Raw genomic sequence first — 15,092 nt, 5'->3', positions numbered from 1 at the left:
TCGTTCATCTTAAACGCCTGCCGAAACGGCCCACACCGATATCCGGCTGACCAGCAAACAAATATCGACATATGCAGACAGGAGAATCAGATGAAAACCAAAGCCATGCTGACCCAGACCGAAGTGACCGCCATCCTGGCCGCCGCGCGCAGCGAAGCGCAGAACAACGGCTGGGCCGTGACCATCGTGGTCGCTGACGACGGCGGCCACCCACTGGCGCTGGAACGTCTGGACGGCTGTGCGCCGATCGCCTCCTACATCGCGACCGAGAAGGCGCGCAGCGCTGCGGTGGGTCGTCGCGAAACCAAGGGCTATGAAGACATGGTCAACGGCGGGCGCAACGCCTTTCTGTCCGCTCCGGTGGTCTGCTCGCTGGAAGGCGGCGTACCGGTGGTCGTCGAGGGTCAGGTGATCGGTTCTGTCGGCGTCTCCGGTGTAACCGCTGCGCAGGACGCCCAGGTTGCCAAGGCCGGCGTCGCCGCTGTCGGTTAAACGTACGAGAACAGCGCTGAGGCTGGAAGGCGGGACGAGAGGTAGCGACCTACACCGCAACCGTTCCGGCCACGGCGAGCGATAGGCAGCCACCCGCGGGTGGCTGAACAACGAACAAGAGAGGTGTTGTCATGAGCGAACGCGTAAACATGGGCCGCCTGCAAGTTGCGGCCAACCTGCAACGTTTCATCGAAGACGAAGTTCTGCCGGGCACCGGCGTCGAGGCCGCGGCCTTCTGGAAAGGCTTCGACGAACTGGTCCACGACCTGGCGCCGAAGAACCGCGCGCTGCTCGCCGAGCGCGACCGTCTACAGGTCGAGCTGGACAACTGGCACCGCAGCAATCCCGGCCCGATCAGCGATATGCCGGCGTACCGCAGCTTCCTCGAGTCGATCGGTTACCTGCAGCCCGAGCCGGGCGACGTGAAGATCAGCACCAGCAACGTCGACAGCGAAATCGCCACTCAGGCCGGTCCGCAGCTGGTCGTGCCGATCGGCAATGCCCGCTATGCACTCAACGCTGCGAATGCCCGCTGGGGCTCGCTGTATGACGCGCTCTACGGCACCGATGCGATCAGCGAAGAGAACGGCGCACAGAAGGGCCCGGGCTACAACGAAGTGCGCGGCGCCAAGGTCATCGCCTTCGCACGCAACTTCCTCGATCAGGCCGCGCCGCTGGCTGAGGGCAGCCATGCCGATTCGGTCAGCTACCGCGTGCAGGACGGCGGGCTCAAGGTCACCCTGGAAAACGGCAGCGTCACCGGGCTGAAGCAGCCTGAAAAATTCGTCGGCTACCAGGGCGAAGCCGTCGAGCCGACCGCGATCCTGCTGAAGAACAACGGATTGCATGTCGAGATCCAGATCGATCCCAACAGCCCCATCGGCCAGACCGATGCCGCCGGGGTAAAGGACCTGCTGCTCGAGGCCGCCGTCACTACCATCATGGACTGCGAGGACTCGACCGCTGCGGTCGACGCCGATGACAAGGTGCTGGTCTACCGCAACTGGCTGGGCCTGATGAAAGGCGATCTGGTCGAGGACCTGGAGAAGGGCGGCAAGCGCATCACCCGGCGCCTCAATGAAGATCGCGAGTACACCGCCGCCGATGGCTCGAATCTGAAGCTGCATGGCCGTTCGCTGTTGTTCATCCGTAACGTCGGCCACCTGATGACCAACCCGGCGATCATCGACGGCGAAGGCCATGAGATTCCCGAAGGCATCATGGACGGCGTCGTCACCAGCCTCATCGCCCTGCACGATCAGCAGCGCAAGGGCAACTCACGCACCGGCTCGATGTACATCGTCAAGCCGAAGATGCACGGCCCTGCCGAAGTCGCGTTTACCGACGAGCTGTTCGGTCGGGTCGAAGACCTGATCGGCCTGCCGCGTCACACTCTCAAGGTCGGCATCATGGACGAGGAACGTCGCACCAGCGTCAACCTCAAGGCCTGCATTGGCGCCGCGAAGAACCGCGTGGCCTTCATCAATACCGGGTTCCTCGACCGCACCGGCGACGAGATGCACAGCATCATGGAAGCAGGCGCCGTGCTGCGTAAGGGCGACATGAAGAGCACTGCCTGGATCCAGGCCTACGAGCGCAACAACGTGCTGGTCGGCTTGAACTGTGGCCTGCGCGGCAAGGCGCAGATCGGCAAGGGCATGTGGGCCATGCCGGACCTGATGGCCGCCATGCTCGAGCAGAAGATCGCTCATCCCAAGGCCGGCGCCAACACCGCCTGGGTACCGTCCCCTACGGGCGCCACGCTGCATGCGCTGCACTACCACCAGGTCGATGTCCAGGCCGTTCAGGCTGAGCTGGAGAAGATCGACCTGGCCGCCGAGCGCGACAAGCTCACGGACGATCTGCTGACCATCCCGGTCGCACCGGAGCGCAACTGGTCGGCCGACGAGATCCAGCAGGAACTGGACAACAACTGCCAGGGCATACTCGGCTACGTAGTGCGTTGGGTCGAGCAGGGCGTTGGCTGCTCCAAGGTGCCGGACATCCACGATGTCGGCCTGATGGAAGACCGCGCCACGCTGCGCATCTCCAGCCAGCACCTGGCCAACTGGCTGCGTCACGGCGTGGTCGACGAGGCGCAGGTTCGCGAGACCCTCGAGCGTATGGCAAAGGTGGTCGATCAGCAGAACGCCGGCGATCCGGCCTACCGTCCGATGGCTGCCGACTATGCGGGTTCGGCGGCCTTCCAGGCCGCCTGTGACTTGGTGTTCAAGGGCCGCGAGCAGCCCAGCGGTTATACCGAGCCGCTGCTGCATGCCTGGCGTCAGCGCTTCAAGCAGCAGGTCGGTTGAGCGGCATCAGCAAGACAGTCGGCGGTCAGCATGGGCTGATCGCCGACGCGATTTGATGAGCCCCGGGCGCTTCCAGCGCCCGGGGCTTTCGAGCAAGAGGGGCCGGCTAACGTGACTTGTTAGTCAGCTTCTCGGACTGAGGTGATTCGTCATTTCAGCCATGCGTGGGACCGGGCTTTTCCGGATAGAAGCGGTTCACAACAAAAAACAAGGAACCCAACAATGAGTCAGACACTGCTGTCCATACTGGCCTTCGTGCCGCTGGTGCTGGCGGGGGTACTGCTGATCGGCTTTCGCTGGCCGGCCAAGTACGCAATGCCGCTGGTTTTCGTACTCACTGCACTGATCGGCCTCCTGGCTTGGGACATGACCTTCAACCGGGTCCTGGCTTCCACGCTGCAGGGCCTGATTCTGACCGCCGCGATCCTCTGGATCATCTTCGGCGCCATCCTGTTGCTCAACACACTCAAGCACTCCGGAGGCATCGCGTCGATTCGTCGCGGCTTTGCCAACGTGAGTCCCGACAAGCGTGTCCAGGTGCTGATCGTGGCCTGGCTGTTCGGCTGCTTCATCGAAGGTGCTTCGGGCTTCGGCACGCCGGCTGCGGTGGCGGCGCCGCTGCTCGTCGCTCTGGGCTTCCCGGCGCTGACGGCGGTCGTGCTCGGGATGATGGTGCAATCCACGCCGGTCTCCTTCGGTGCGGTGGGTACGCCGATCCTGGTGGGTGTCGCCGGCGGTCTCGACCAGGCGACCCTGGGCGGGCAATTGGCAACGGTGGGCAGCAACTGGGAGACGTTCTTCCATCTGATCTTCTCCCGCGTGGCAATCATCCATGCGCTCTGCGGCATCCTCATGCCGCTGATCATGATCTGCATCATGACGCGCTTCTTCGGCCGCAATCGCTCCTGGAGCGAAGGCCTGGCTATGGCGCCGTTCGCCATCTTCACCGGCCTTGCGTTCGTGATTCCCTATGCTGCCGCGGGCGTGTTCCTCGGTCCGGAGTTCCCTTCGATGATCGGCGCCCTGGTAGGCCTGGCCATCGTGGTGCCGGCTGCGAAAGCGGGCTTCCTGCTGCCCAAGTCCAGCTGGGACTTCGCTCCGGCCAGTGAATGGCCGGTGGAGTGGATGGGCAAGATCGAGATGAAGATCGACGACGTCGCCGGACGTACGCCGATCTCCGTACCGATGGCCTGGGCACCCTATCTGCTGCTGGCGGTCTTCCTGGTGATGTCGCGGGTATTCCCGGATCTCAAGGCGGCGCTGATGTCGGTGAGCTTCGGCTGGAAGGACATCCTTGGTGAAACCGGTGTGTCCGGCACGCTGGAACCGCTATATCTGCCAGGCGGGATTCTCTGCATGGTGGTGCTGGTGACCTTCTTCCTGCATCGGATGAAAGCCGCTCAGCTGGGCGCCGCGATATCCGAGTCGAGCAAGACGCTGCTGGGCGCAGGCTTCGTGCTGATCTTCACCATCCCGATGGTTCGGATCCTGATCAATTCCGGCGTCAACGGCTCGGATCTGGTCTCGATGCCAGTGGCCATGGCGCAGCTGGTGGCCAACAGCGTGGGCAGCGTGTATCCATTCTTCTCGCCAGCGGTCGGTGCACTGGGCGCCTTCATCGCCGGTTCCAATACCGTGTCCAACCTGATGCTGTCGCAGTTCCAATACAACACCGCCGGGCTGCTGGGTATCTCCGGTGCGTTGATGGTAGCGCTGCAATCGGTGGGCGCCGCGGCAGGCAACATGATCGCCATCCACAACGTCGTCGCGGCTTCGGCCACGGTCGGTCTGCTGGGGCGTGAAGGGATCACCCTGCGCAAGACCATGCTGCCGACGCTGTACTACCTCGTCCTGGCTGGCACCATCGGCCTGATCGGCTTCTATGTAATGGATATCAGCGATCCGCTGGTGGGTATCGCGACCGCCAGCTAAATTGCTGCGCACGTGAACCCGGACGGGCGGCCTAGGCCGCCCGTTTTGTTTTGCCCTGAAATCTTTCGCAGGCACGAGGTCTATCACCGATGCCAGGGTTTGGCACTCATCGCGTTCTGGTATAGCGTGCAGCGCAACCGAAACTGATCGAGGTGAATAATGAAAAAGTGGCAATGCGTGGTGTGTGGGTTCATCTATGACGAAGCCGAGGGCTGGCCGGACGAGGGCATCGCGCCCGGCACCGCCTGGGAAGACGTGCCGGAAGACTGGCTGTGCCCCGACTGTGGCGTCGGCAAGATGGACTTTGAAATGATCGCGATCGGCTGAGATGAACGACTCGAACCATGAAAACGCACCGCTGGTCATCATTGGTACGGGGCTGGCGGGCTACAACCTTGCCCGTGAATTTCGCAAGCTGGACAGTGAAACGCCCCTGCTGCTGATTACCGCAGACGACGGGCGCTCCTATTCCAAGCCCATGCTCTCAACCGGTTTTGCCATGAACAAGGATGCCGATGCGCTCGGCATGACGGTGGCGGGGCCGATGGCTATCCAGCTCAATGCCGAAATCCGCACCCATACTCGGGTGACCCGTCTGGAACCGGCCAAGCGTCGCGTCTGGATTGGCAACGAGCCTGTGCCTTACCGCGATCTGGTGATCGCCTGGGGTGCGCAGACCATCAACGTACCCGTTGCCGGCGATGCGCAGGATGCGATCTTCCCGATCAACGACCTGCTCGACTACGGCCGTTTCCGCGAGGCCGCACAGGGCAAGCGGCGTGTGCTGATCCTTGGGGCGGGGCTGATCGGCTGCGAATTCGCCAATGACCTGCTGCAGGGGGGCTACGAGGTCGATCTGGTCGCGCCATGCGAACAGATCATGCCGTCGCTACTGCCCGTCGAGCCAGCCGCTGCGGTGCAGCGTGGGCTGCAATCGCTGGGTGCGCGCTTTCATCTTGGGCCGGTGCTCGAAAGGCTGGAGCGTCAGGGCGATGCATTGCAGGCTCAGCTGTCCGACGGCCAGCGAATCCGGTGCGATCTGGTGGTCAGTGCTGTGGGGCTGCGTCCCCGCACCGAGCTGGCCGAGGCGGCAGGGCTCGAGGTCAATCGCGGCATCGAAGTGGACCGCCTGCTGCGGACGTCCGCCGAGCATGTCTATGCGCTTGGCGATTGTGCCGAAGTGGAAGGGCTGAACCTCTTGTACGTGATGCCGCTCATGAGCGGGGTCCGTGCCCTGGCCATAACCCTCGCGGGCCAACCGACGCCGGTTACCTACGGCCCGATGCCGATCACCGTGAAAACACCGGTGTGCCCGCTCGTGGTGTCTCCGCCTGCCGCCGGCAGTGAAGGCAGCTGGAGCGTCGAAGGCGACGGCAACAACCTCAAGGCAATCTTTTGTGCAGTGGATGGCCGGCTGCTCGGCTATGCGCTCACCGGAACGGCCGTGGCAGAGCGTTTGTCGTTGAACAAACAGCTGCCCCCGGTGTTGGCTGAAATGCCGCAGGTTCTGTCGTTAAAGTCATCAGAATGAACGGCCAAACCCGTGGCAGGGGCTGGCGCGAGTGCTAGCAGCGTGCCATTCTCCTAGGGCGCTGCCGCAGTCCAGAGCCGTTGCAGCGCTTTGGAATGCTGTTCGGAGAACAGCAGAGCACAACAACAAGAAAGTCTCAGAGGCTACCTATGCGCAAACCGGAACTCGCAGCCGCTATCGCCGACAAGGCTGATCTCACCAAGGATCAGGCCAACCGTGTACTTAACGCCGTACTGGATGAAATCACCAACGCGCTCAACCGCAAGGACAGCGTGACGCTGGTGGGCTTTGGTACCTTCCTGCAGCGCCACCGAGGTGCCCGCACCGGCAAGAACCCGCAGACGGGCGAACCTGTCACCATCAAGGCCAGCAATACCGTGGCGTTCAAGCCGGGAAAGATGCTCAAAGACGCGATCAACTGAGTTTCGCGTCGCCCGGGGCCGCCCAGGCTCCGGGTGCATTTGAATCCTGCCGCTAGGAAATACCTCTCCAGTCGCTACAATGCGCGAACTTATCGCCATTTCTGGGACATTTAATGAAGTTTCGCTTTCTTCTTTGGATGCTTGGTCGTTTGATGACCAGGGCCAGCCGCTCCAATCCTGATTTTCAGAAGCAGCTTGTGGACAAGGACCTGACCTTCCAGCTGCATACCCTCGACGGCAAGGTGGCTCGGCATTACAGGGTCAAGGATCAGCGTGTCTCCAGCCACGGCGGCCCTGCCACCGATCCGGCGTTCGCCATCGGCTTCAAGGACAGCGCCTACGGCTTCGCCACCATGAACGCCGAGAACAAGCAGCTGGCCTTCATGCAAGGCATCCAGAACAAGGACATCCAGATCCAGGGAAACCCGGCGCTGGTGATGTGGTTCCAGGGCCTGACCCGCTACCTCAAGCCCCGCAAGAAGAAACCAGCGGCAGCTTGACTCGCCTGGCTGCGCCGGTCCGGTGATCGTCTACGAGCTGATAGCCCGCGAGGCTGATCGCCGGATGCCCGCGATGATCGGATTACCGTGCAGTGGGTCGTGCAGCAACGTGCACGCTACTCCATAGAGCGTTTCGACCAGCTCCGGCGTCACCACGTTTTGCGGAGCGCCCTCGGCCACGATGCGTCCGCCATGCATGGCGACCAGATGATCGGCGTAGCGGCAGGCACTGGTGAGGTCGTGCACGACCATGACGATGGTCTTACCCGCTGTGGCGAGTTGGCGAATCAGCTCGAACACTTCGATCTGGTGCCCCAGGTCCAGGGCCGAGGTGGGTTCGTCCAGCAGCAGCAGCGGGGTGTCCTGCGCGATGGCCATGGCGATCCAGGCACGCTGGCGCTGCCCTCCCGACATCGACTCTAACGGGCGATCGGCCAGATCGGACAGGTCGGCGGCTTGCAATGCTGCCTCGACGATCGCCTGGTCATGTTCACTCCACTGTTGAAGCAAGCGCTGATGAGGTTGCCGGCCGAAGCGGATCAGCTCGGCAACGGTCAAACCGTCCGGGGCGCTGGCTTCCTGGGGCAACAGGGCCAGCTGCTGCGCCACTTCCCGGGTCGGTAGCCTGGTGATCGCCTGGCCATTGAGCAGAACGGCGCCACTGCTGGGCTTGTGCAGGCGTGCGAGCCCGGCGAGCAGGGTGGATTTGCCGCAGCCATTGGGTCCGACAATGGCCGTCACCTTGCCCCGGGGTAATTGCAGGTCGAGTCCTTCGATCACCGCGGCGTCGCCGTAGCCCATGCCTAGCGCCTTGGCTTCGAGGCGAACGTCGGTGGCAGTGCTTTCGGTGAGGATGGCGGGGAGTTGGGTCATGAAAGTGTCCGCGAAGGTTGGCGTAGCAGAATCCAGATCAGATAGGGACCGCCGACAATGGCCATGATGATGCCCACCGGAATCTCCACTGGCGCGAGCAGCGTGCGTCCGACCCAGTCGGCAAGGACCATCAGCAGGGCACCGCTCAGCGCAGAATTGATGACCGGCACGCCATGCTGTCGACACAGGTAGCGCGCCATCTCCGGTGCGACCAACGCGATCAGCCCGACCGGGCCGACTACTGCGACGGCCAGCGCCGTCAGCCATACGGTCAGCGCCAGGGTGACAAGGCGCATCAGGCGCAGCCGTGCTCCGAGGCCAATGGCAACGTTGTCGGAAAAACGCATGAGCGCCAGCGGGCGGACCAGCATCTTCGCAACGGGCAGGCCCAGCGCCAACCCGATCCCCAGCAAAAGCACTGCATCGGCAGGGCGTGCATTGAGGCTGCCGACCGTCCAGGGGTAGGCGGCATTGGCTGCGTCGATATCGGTGCGAGCCAGCATCAGGTTGGTGAGCGCACCGAACAGCACGCCGATGGCGATGCCGACCACGATGAAGCGATACCCACGGGCGCCCGAGCCCATGGCCAATGCAAAGGTCAGGGCCGCAGCAGTAGCCGCGCCGGAGAGCGCTAGCATCGATGGTGCAATGCTGGTCGGTATGGCCACGATGGACGCGACGGCAAAGGCAGTCGCGCCGTTATCGATACCGATCACGCCGGGCGTTGCCAGACGGTTTCGCGCCAGGGTTTGCAACAGGCAGCCGGCTGCGCCCAATGCTGCGCCGCTCAGCAGCCCGGCAATCAGCCGTGGCAGCCGGAGCTCGTGAACCAGCAGCACGTGCATCGGTTCGCCTCTACCCATGGCAGCGCGCACCGCCTGCCACTGGCTCAGTCCAGGCGTACCTGCTGCCAGCAGCCAGCAGCACGCCACCAGCAAGGCGAGGCTCAGGCCAGTCGCGACCAGCAGGCCTCGCCGGTGGGCGAGAAAGGAAAATCCACCGAGCTCCAGCAGGCAATAGCCATGTGGGGCGCGTGTGTGCTGCGTGGAGATGATGTTCATATCAGAGCGTCGGCAGTCGATGGCTGCGCACCACCGCGATCAGGATGGGCGCGCCGACAAAAGCCGTGATGACTCCGACCGGCAATTCGTAGGGACGCACTGCGAGCCGCGACAATATGTCGGCAAACAGCACGAGGCAGGGGCCGAGCAACATCGAGAGCCCGAAGGTGCGACGTATGTCGGTGCCCACCAGGCGGCGGGCGATGAAGGGCACCACCAGGCCGACAAAACCGATCGGCCCGGCCGCGGCAGTGGCGGTGCCAACGAGCAGGGCGACTGCCAGCAAGGTCACCAGCCGCGTCATGCGTGGATGGTGACCCAGTCCGCTGGCGACGCGTTCACCCAGGGACAGCGCGGCGAGGGTAGGGATCAACGGCAGCACGAGGAGCAGGCCGGCGATAAGCCCCGGCAAACTCCAGGCCAGGGTGCCTGGCGGACGTCCGGCCAGCGCGCCGACGATCCAGAAGCGCATTTCATCCGCGGTGCGCTGGTCCTGCAAGAGCAACATGCTGCTGAGCGCGGTAAGCAATCCGGTAAAGGCTGCGCCTGCCAGCACCAGACGCACCGGATCGTCGCCTACCCCGCGCATCTGCGTAACCAGCAACATCAGTATGCAGCCGGCAAGAGCGCCACCTATGGCAACCAGCAGGCTGAGCGATGCCGCACTGGCGCCCATGGCAATGGCCAGTACCACCGCGAAGGAGGCCCCCGCGCTGACGCCCATGAGTCCCGGCTCGGCAAGCGGATTGCGCGTCACCGATTGCAACAGCAGCCCGGCGACGCCCAGTGCGATGCCGACCAGTAACGCCAGTTCCGTCCGTTCCCAGCGCAGCTGGTAAACCACGAAGCGAGCCTGCTCGTCGGCGGGGCTGAACAATGCCGCCAGGCTGCGCGACACGCTGATGTCACCTGAGCCGAGCAACAGGCTTGCCAGGCACAGCAGTAGCAGACAGGCCATGGCCAGCCCCAGCCCCAGCGCGAGCGGTAACGAGAACCGGGGGGTACGCATCAGTCGAACAGGGCCCGCTCCACGTCATCGAGCACGTGCCGAGCTGCCAGATAGCCTGAACTGCTGCTCCACACCTGGCCGTCGACCGTAACCACATGGTCGTTCTTTACTGCGTTCAGTCGGTTGAAGGCTGGCTGTTGCTTGGCATCGTCCAGCGCTTTGCGGCCATCGGCGTTGAGTGTCGCCAGGAAAACCCAGTCGGCGTCAGCCTTGGAAAGGTTTTCGAGGCTGAGGATGTCCGTATGCGGCTTCTTTGTCTGAGTCGAAAGCTCATTTGGCTTGAAGCCGATGGCGTCGAGCAACTGACCGACAAACAGCTGGCTGGACATGATGAAAGGCCCTTGCGGGTTCCAGCGAATCACGCTGATCTGCAGTTCATCGGACAGTTGATCACGTAGCCCGGCGACACGCTCGTCGATTTCCGCGATGCGCTGCCGGGCTTCGGCATCCTTGTCCAGGGCATGGGCGTAAACGGCAAAGGTGTTGCGCCAGTCATCGAAGGTTCCGCCTTTCGGCACGACCGTGGGGGCAATCAGGCTGAGCTTGTCGTATTGCGCGCGCGGCAGCCCGCTCGAAGCGAGAATCAGGTCAGGCTGCAAGGCCAGTACGGCCTCGAGGCTTGGCTCGCGAACGGTGCCGACCAGCGCAACGGGGCCGGACCTTTCCTTGAGATAGTCAGGAATGTCTGTGCCACCCCGGCTGGCCAGTGCGCCTACGGGTTGAACCCCGACGGAGAGTGCGGCATCGAGTGCGTTTTCGCCCAGTGCGACCACGCGCTTCGGGGTGCCCTCGACCGTGACGGGGCCGTAGGCGCCGTCGACGCTGCGTTCGGCGGCTTGAAGCGTGAAGGCCAGCAGGCTGGCAATGGCCAGCGAGATAAAGGATCGGAGACAGAGGTAACGCATCGAAATGCTCCTGAATGATGGGCGAAGAACCAGGACCGGATGAGGCTGGCGATCACCTTAGCGCGACAAGTAATGGCAATCACTCTCGTTTACCAGCTATTTACATTCATTCTCGGATGTTTGCAATGAGCGCGAGGCATCCATGCGCCGTCTAAAGGCGACGGCCGGACTGGTTCAACTAGTTCTGAAGTAACTGGCGAGCGTTTCGGCGGCGAGCTGCTTCAAACGAGACAGCTCGCTGTTGTCGAAGAAACTTGAGGGAAGGCTTGTGGGAACGCGGCGGGATCATCATCGCCTCATTGGTCGTGCCGTCCGCAAGACCCTTTCGCTGCCCTTCGGCTGCCGGCAACGGGCGCTACCTGTCCTGCTGCGCCATCCACGCCCGCGCTTCGTCCAGCAGCCAGTCGCGAAAAGCGTTCAGCCCTGCCGACTCCACTCGCCGCTCTGGAATCATCAGCTGATAGGCCTGGTCCTCACGGCGGAAGGAGTGCGGGTTGGCAATCACCAGGCGACCCTCGGCGAGCTCGCGCTGAATCAGGAACGGCGGGATCAACGCCACGCCCATCTGGTGCTCGGCGGCCTGGGCCAGCATCGAGAACAGCTCCAGGCGGGGGCCGGTCATGTCTCGCGTCACTTTCATCCCCAGCGAATCGAACCACTGGCGCCAGGCGTAGGGGCGAGTCGTTTGCTGTAGCAGCGGCAATTCAGCAATGGCCTGCGCCTCCAGTTGGCCTGCGCCATCGAGCAAGGCCGGGCTGCAGACGGGCAGCGAGTGCTCGGGCATCAGCACATGCGCCACGGTGCCTGACCATTCGCCATTGCCAAAATAGATGGCTGCATCGAAATCGGTGTCGGCGAAGAGAAAGGGCCGGGTGCGATTGGTCAGGTTGACGGTTATTTCCGGATGCAGTGCCTGGAACTGCTTCAGGCGTGGCAGCAGCCATTGGGTTCCGAACGTTGGTACCAGCGCCAGTTCGATGGTTTGCGCACCCTGCTGGCCCATCACGGACAGGGTATCGCGCTCTACCGCGTCCAGCTGCGTGGCGACCCTTCGTGCGTAGGACTGGCCGGCTTCGGTCAGCTTCACACCGCGACGTGAACGGCGGAAAAGCTCCAGTCCGAGGAATTCTTCCAGCCCGCCGATCTGGCGGCAGATCGCGCTCTGAGTCAGTGCCAGCTCGTCGGCCGCCCGGGTGAAGCTCTGGTGGCGGGCGGCGGCCTCGAAGGCGATAAGTGCGGCTGTGCTGGGAATCTTGCGTCGCATTGTGCGGCTGCCTCACTAAATGACGTGCGATTTCGGCTTGGAGCATACTCTGTAGTGCTTAAAACGCACAGATCGTTGCGGATTAGTCGTTTGCGCGACCTTTGCGCAGCTTCTAGGATCAACCCATCCATGCAGCATTGGGCTCATCCCCGGCTGATCGTTTACGACAAGAGGACCACTCATGGCCGCTAAAGCTAGCTTCAACTGGATCGACCCGCTGCTGCTCGATCAACAGCTCACCGATGAAGAGCGCATGGTGCGTGACAGTGCGCAGCAGTTCGCCGCCGACAAGCTGGCGCCACGGGTGCTCGAAGCCTTCCGCCACGAGCGCACCGATGCCGCGATTTTCCGGGAAATGGGCGATACCGGCCTGCTCGGCGCGACCATTCCCGAGGCTTATGGCGGCAGTGGTCTGAACTATGTCTGCTACGGCCTGATCGCCCGCGAAGTCGAGCGCATCGACTCGGGCTACCGCTCGATGATGAGCGTGCAATCCTCGCTGGTGATGGTGCCGATCAATGAGTTCGGCAACGAGGAAACCAAGCAGAAATACCTGCCCAAGCTGGCCAGCGGTGAATACATTGGCTGCTTCGGCCTGACCGAACCGAACCACGGTTCCGACCCTGGCTCGATGGTCACACGCGCCAAGAAAGTCGACGGCGGCTATCGCCTGTCTGGCGCCAAGATGTGGATCACCAACAGCCCGATCGCCGATGTCTTCGTGGTCTGGGCCAAGGATGACGAGGGCGCGATTCGCGGTTTCGTGCTGGAGAAAGGCTGGGAGGGTTTGAGCGCTCCGGCGATTCACGGCAAGGTCGGCCTGCGTGCCTCAATCACCGGTGAGATCGTCATGGATAACGTGTTCTGCCCGGAAGAGAACGCCTTCCCAGACGTTCGTGGCCTACGTGGTCCGTTTACCTGCCTGGATTCGGCCCGTTACGGCATCAGCTGGGGCGCGATGGGCGCCGCCGAGTTCTGCTGGCACACCGCGCGCCAGTACGTGCTCGATCGTCAGCAGTTCGGTCGCCCGCTTGCGGCCAACCAGCTGATCCAGAAGAAACTGGCGGACATGCAGACCGAGATCACCCTGGCGCTGCAAGGCTGCCTGCGCCTCGGCCGGATGAAGGACGAAGGCACAGCGGCGGTGGAAATCACCTCGATCATGAAGCGCAACAGCTGCGGCAAGGCGCTCGACGTGGCACGCCTGGCCCGCGACATGCTCGGCGGCAACGGCATCAGCGACGAGTTCGGCGTGGCGCGGCATCTGGTCAACCTTGAGGTGGTCAACACCTACGAAGGCACCCACGACGTCCACGCGCTGATCCTTGGCCGTGCGCAGACGGGTATTCAGGCGTTCTTTTAAAGCAAAAAAAGCCGATGACGGCGGCTGGAGGCTGAAGGCTGGACGGAAAAGCGCACGCAGGCGCCTCCTCGTTTAGCGTCCAGCCTCCAGCGTCCAGCCTCCAGCCTCCAGCCAGCCCCTATCGCCTGATCGGCAAAACATGAGGTATTTCCTGTGCCTGGTGCGTTATCCAACATCCGCGTCCTCGACCTGTCCCGCGTGCTTGCTGGCCCTTGGTGTGGGCAGATACTCGGGGACCTTGGTGCCGAGGTGATCAAGGTCGAGCGGCCCGGCACCGGCGATGACACCCGTCATTGGGGCCCGCCCTACCTGCAGGATCAGCAGGGCGAGAACACTTCGGAAGCTGCGTACTACCTGTCGGCCAACCGCAACAAGCAGTCGCTGACACTGGATTTCACCCAGCCCGAGGGACAGCGGATCGTGCGCGATCTGGTAGCCAGCTGCGATGTGTTGCTGGAAAACTTCAAGGTCGGAGGGCTGGCGGCGTACGGGCTGGACTATGAGAGCCTGAAGGCCATCAACCCGCGGCTGATCTACTGTTCGATCACCGGGTTCGGCAGCGACGGCCCTTACGCCCAGCGTGCCGGCTACGATTTCATGATCCAGGGCCTTGGTGGCCTGATGAGCCTGACCGGGCGCGCCGAGGGCGAAGAGGGCGCCGGGCCGGTGAAAGTCGGCGTGGCCCTCACCGATATCCTGACCGGTCTCTACGCCACCGTCGGCGTGCTGGCCGCGCTCAACAGCCGCGAGCAGACGGGCGTTGGGCAGCATGTCGAACTGGCGCTGCTGGACGTGCAGATCGCCTGTCTGGCGAATCAGGCGATGAACTACCTGACCACCGGTGTCGCGCCCAGGCGCATGGGCAATGCTCACCCGAACATCGTGCCCTATCAGGACTTCCCTACTGCCGACGGGGACATCATTCTCACCATCGGTAACGACGGGCAGTTCCGCAAGTTCGCCGAGGTGGCAGGGCATCCGGAGTGGGCGACCGATCCCCGGTTCGCCAGCAACAAGGCACGCGTCGCCCATCGCAAGGAACTGGTGCCGATGATTCGTCAGGTCACGGTGTTCCGTACCACGGCCGAGTGGGTCACGCTGCTGGAACAGGCCGGTGTGCCCTGTGGCCCGATCAACGATCTGGCCCAGGTGTTCGCTGACCCACAGGTGCGGGCGCGGGGGTTGAAGGTGGAGATGCCGCACCCGCTGGCTGGCAGCGTGCCCCAGGTCGCCAGCCCGATCCGCCTTTCCGAAACGCCGGTCGAGTATCGCAAGGCCCCGCCGCTATTGGGTGAGCACAGCGAAGCGGTGTTGCAGGACCTGCTCGGCCTGAGTTTCGAGAAGATCCTTTCCCTGCGGCAGGCCGGTGTGATCTAGCTGGCTTGACCCGCCTCAGGGCTCAGGTCCGGCCGCCAGCCAAAACAGGCG

General features: G+C 63.2%; 14 protein-coding genes. 9 read left to right on the top strand and 5 right to left on the bottom strand.

The annotated features are described in order from the left end of the window. Positions 1 to 90: 90 nt before the first annotated feature. The 7 genes from AC4LFW_RS16335 (at position 91) to AC4LFW_RS16305 (ending at position 7,189) form a co-directional block, all read left to right on the top strand. Positions 91 to 492 carry a heme-binding protein gene (locus AC4LFW_RS16335; protein WP_491820399.1) on the top strand — a complete coding sequence of 134 codons (402 nt, stop codon included), beginning with the start codon at positions 91 to 93 and terminating at the stop codon, positions 490 to 492. 131 nt (positions 493 to 623) lie between these two features. Further along, complete coding sequence (locus AC4LFW_RS16330) at positions 624 to 2,804, top strand: malate synthase G (protein WP_491820398.1); 2,181 nt, start codon at positions 624 to 626, stop codon at positions 2,802 to 2,804. Between the two features lie 222 nt (positions 2,805 to 3,026). Next, positions 3,027 to 4,736 (top strand): L-lactate permease, encoded by a 1,710-nt coding sequence (locus AC4LFW_RS16325; RefSeq protein ID WP_491820397.1) that lies wholly within the window; start codon positions 3,027 to 3,029, stop codon positions 4,734 to 4,736. A gap of 159 nt (positions 4,737 to 4,895) precedes the next feature. Beyond that, positions 4,896 to 5,063 (top strand): rubredoxin, encoded by a 168-nt coding sequence (locus AC4LFW_RS16320; protein WP_122167216.1) that lies wholly within the window; start codon positions 4,896 to 4,898, stop codon positions 5,061 to 5,063. A gap of 1 nt (position 5,064) precedes the next feature. Further along, on the top strand, positions 5,065 to 6,267 hold the full coding sequence (locus tag AC4LFW_RS16315; protein WP_491820395.1) for an NAD(P)/FAD-dependent oxidoreductase: 1,203 nt from the start codon (positions 5,065 to 5,067) through the stop codon (positions 6,265 to 6,267). 149 nt (positions 6,268 to 6,416) lie between these two features. Next, positions 6,417 to 6,689 carry an HU family DNA-binding protein gene (locus tag AC4LFW_RS16310; RefSeq protein WP_158187095.1) on the top strand — a complete coding sequence of 91 codons (273 nt, stop codon included), beginning with the start codon at positions 6,417 to 6,419 and terminating at the stop codon, positions 6,687 to 6,689. Between the two features lie 113 nt (positions 6,690 to 6,802). Then, on the top strand, positions 6,803 to 7,189 hold the full coding sequence (locus AC4LFW_RS16305) for a helicase (protein WP_491820392.1): 387 nt from the start codon (positions 6,803 to 6,805) through the stop codon (positions 7,187 to 7,189). 30 nt (positions 7,190 to 7,219) lie between these two features. Here AC4LFW_RS16305 and AC4LFW_RS16300 read toward each other — a convergent pair whose 3' ends face one another. The 5 genes from AC4LFW_RS16300 to AC4LFW_RS16280 all read right to left on the bottom strand — a co-directional run bounded on the left by AC4LFW_RS16300 (position 7,220) and on the right by AC4LFW_RS16280 (position 12,301). Further along, a complete protein-coding gene (locus AC4LFW_RS16300; RefSeq protein WP_491820391.1) occupies positions 7,220 to 8,062 on the bottom strand; it encodes an ABC transporter ATP-binding protein in 843 nt (280 codons plus the stop codon). After that, entirely contained in the window at positions 8,059 to 9,123 is a 1,065-nt protein-coding gene (locus AC4LFW_RS16295) for a FecCD family ABC transporter permease (RefSeq protein ID WP_491820390.1), read from the bottom strand. Before AC4LFW_RS16295 ends, AC4LFW_RS16300 begins: the two co-directional genes overlap by 4 nt. Position 9,124: 1 nt before the next feature. After that, a complete protein-coding gene (locus tag AC4LFW_RS16290; RefSeq protein ID WP_491820389.1) occupies positions 9,125 to 10,132 on the bottom strand; it encodes a FecCD family ABC transporter permease in 1,008 nt (335 codons plus the stop codon). Continuing rightward, complete coding sequence (locus AC4LFW_RS16285; protein WP_491820387.1) at positions 10,132 to 11,037, bottom strand: ABC transporter substrate-binding protein; 906 nt, start codon at positions 11,035 to 11,037, stop codon at positions 10,132 to 10,134. Before AC4LFW_RS16285 ends, AC4LFW_RS16290 begins: the two co-directional genes overlap by 1 nt. A gap of 355 nt (positions 11,038 to 11,392) precedes the next feature. After that, positions 11,393 to 12,301, bottom strand: a complete 909-nt coding sequence (locus tag AC4LFW_RS16280; protein WP_491820385.1) for a LysR family transcriptional regulator — start codon at positions 12,299 to 12,301, stop codon at positions 11,393 to 11,395. A gap of 181 nt (positions 12,302 to 12,482) precedes the next feature. Here AC4LFW_RS16280 and AC4LFW_RS16275 point away from each other — a divergent pair, with 181 nt between their 5' ends. Both AC4LFW_RS16275 and AC4LFW_RS16270 read left to right on the top strand, forming a co-directional pair. Then, on the top strand, positions 12,483 to 13,664 hold the full coding sequence (locus tag AC4LFW_RS16275; protein ID WP_491820383.1) for an acyl-CoA dehydrogenase: 1,182 nt from the start codon (positions 12,483 to 12,485) through the stop codon (positions 13,662 to 13,664). Positions 13,665 to 13,817: 153 nt separating this feature from the next. Continuing rightward, positions 13,818 to 15,041 (top strand): CaiB/BaiF CoA transferase family protein, encoded by a 1,224-nt coding sequence (locus tag AC4LFW_RS16270; RefSeq protein WP_491820382.1) that lies wholly within the window; start codon positions 13,818 to 13,820, stop codon positions 15,039 to 15,041. Positions 15,042 to 15,092: the final 51 nt, after the last annotated feature.

Source organism: Stutzerimonas sp. C6.4V (assembly GCF_058536345.1).
The sequence above is the reverse complement of the archived record's forward strand: the minus strand, read 5'-3'. Positions and strand labels throughout refer to the sequence as shown.

Excerpts from the sequence above, each read along its gene's own strand:
- AC4LFW_RS16310 (WP_158187095.1), top strand. The coding sequence starts at position 6,417 with ATGCGCAAACCGGAACTCGCAGCCGCTATCGCCGACAAGGCTGATCTC.
- AC4LFW_RS16305 (WP_491820392.1), top strand. The coding sequence starts at position 6,803 with ATGAAGTTTCGCTTTCTTCTTTGGATGCTTGGTCGTTTGATGACCAGG.
- AC4LFW_RS16320 (WP_122167216.1), top strand. The coding sequence starts at position 4,896 with ATGAAAAAGTGGCAATGCGTGGTGTGTGGGTTCATCTATGACGAAGCC.
- AC4LFW_RS16280 (WP_491820385.1), bottom strand. The coding sequence starts at position 12,301 with ATGCGACGCAAGATTCCCAGCACAGCCGCACTTATCGCCTTCGAGGCC.
- AC4LFW_RS16275 (WP_491820383.1), top strand. The coding sequence starts at position 12,483 with ATGGCCGCTAAAGCTAGCTTCAACTGGATCGACCCGCTGCTGCTCGAT.
- AC4LFW_RS16325 (WP_491820397.1), top strand. The coding sequence starts at position 3,027 with ATGAGTCAGACACTGCTGTCCATACTGGCCTTCGTGCCGCTGGTGCTG.
- AC4LFW_RS16315 (WP_491820395.1), top strand. The coding sequence starts at position 5,065 with ATGAACGACTCGAACCATGAAAACGCACCGCTGGTCATCATTGGTACG.
- AC4LFW_RS16290 (WP_491820389.1), bottom strand. The coding sequence starts at position 10,132 with ATGCGTACCCCCCGGTTCTCGTTACCGCTCGCGCTGGGGCTGGGGCTG.
- AC4LFW_RS16300 (WP_491820391.1), bottom strand. The coding sequence starts at position 8,062 with ATGACCCAACTCCCCGCCATCCTCACCGAAAGCACTGCCACCGACGTT.
- AC4LFW_RS16285 (WP_491820387.1), bottom strand. The coding sequence starts at position 11,037 with ATGCGTTACCTCTGTCTCCGATCCTTTATCTCGCTGGCCATTGCCAGC.
- AC4LFW_RS16330 (WP_491820398.1), top strand. The coding sequence starts at position 624 with ATGAGCGAACGCGTAAACATGGGCCGCCTGCAAGTTGCGGCCAACCTG.
- AC4LFW_RS16335 (WP_491820399.1), top strand. The coding sequence starts at position 91 with ATGAAAACCAAAGCCATGCTGACCCAGACCGAAGTGACCGCCATCCTG.
- AC4LFW_RS16295 (WP_491820390.1), bottom strand. The coding sequence starts at position 9,123 with ATGAACATCATCTCCACGCAGCACACACGCGCCCCACATGGCTATTGC.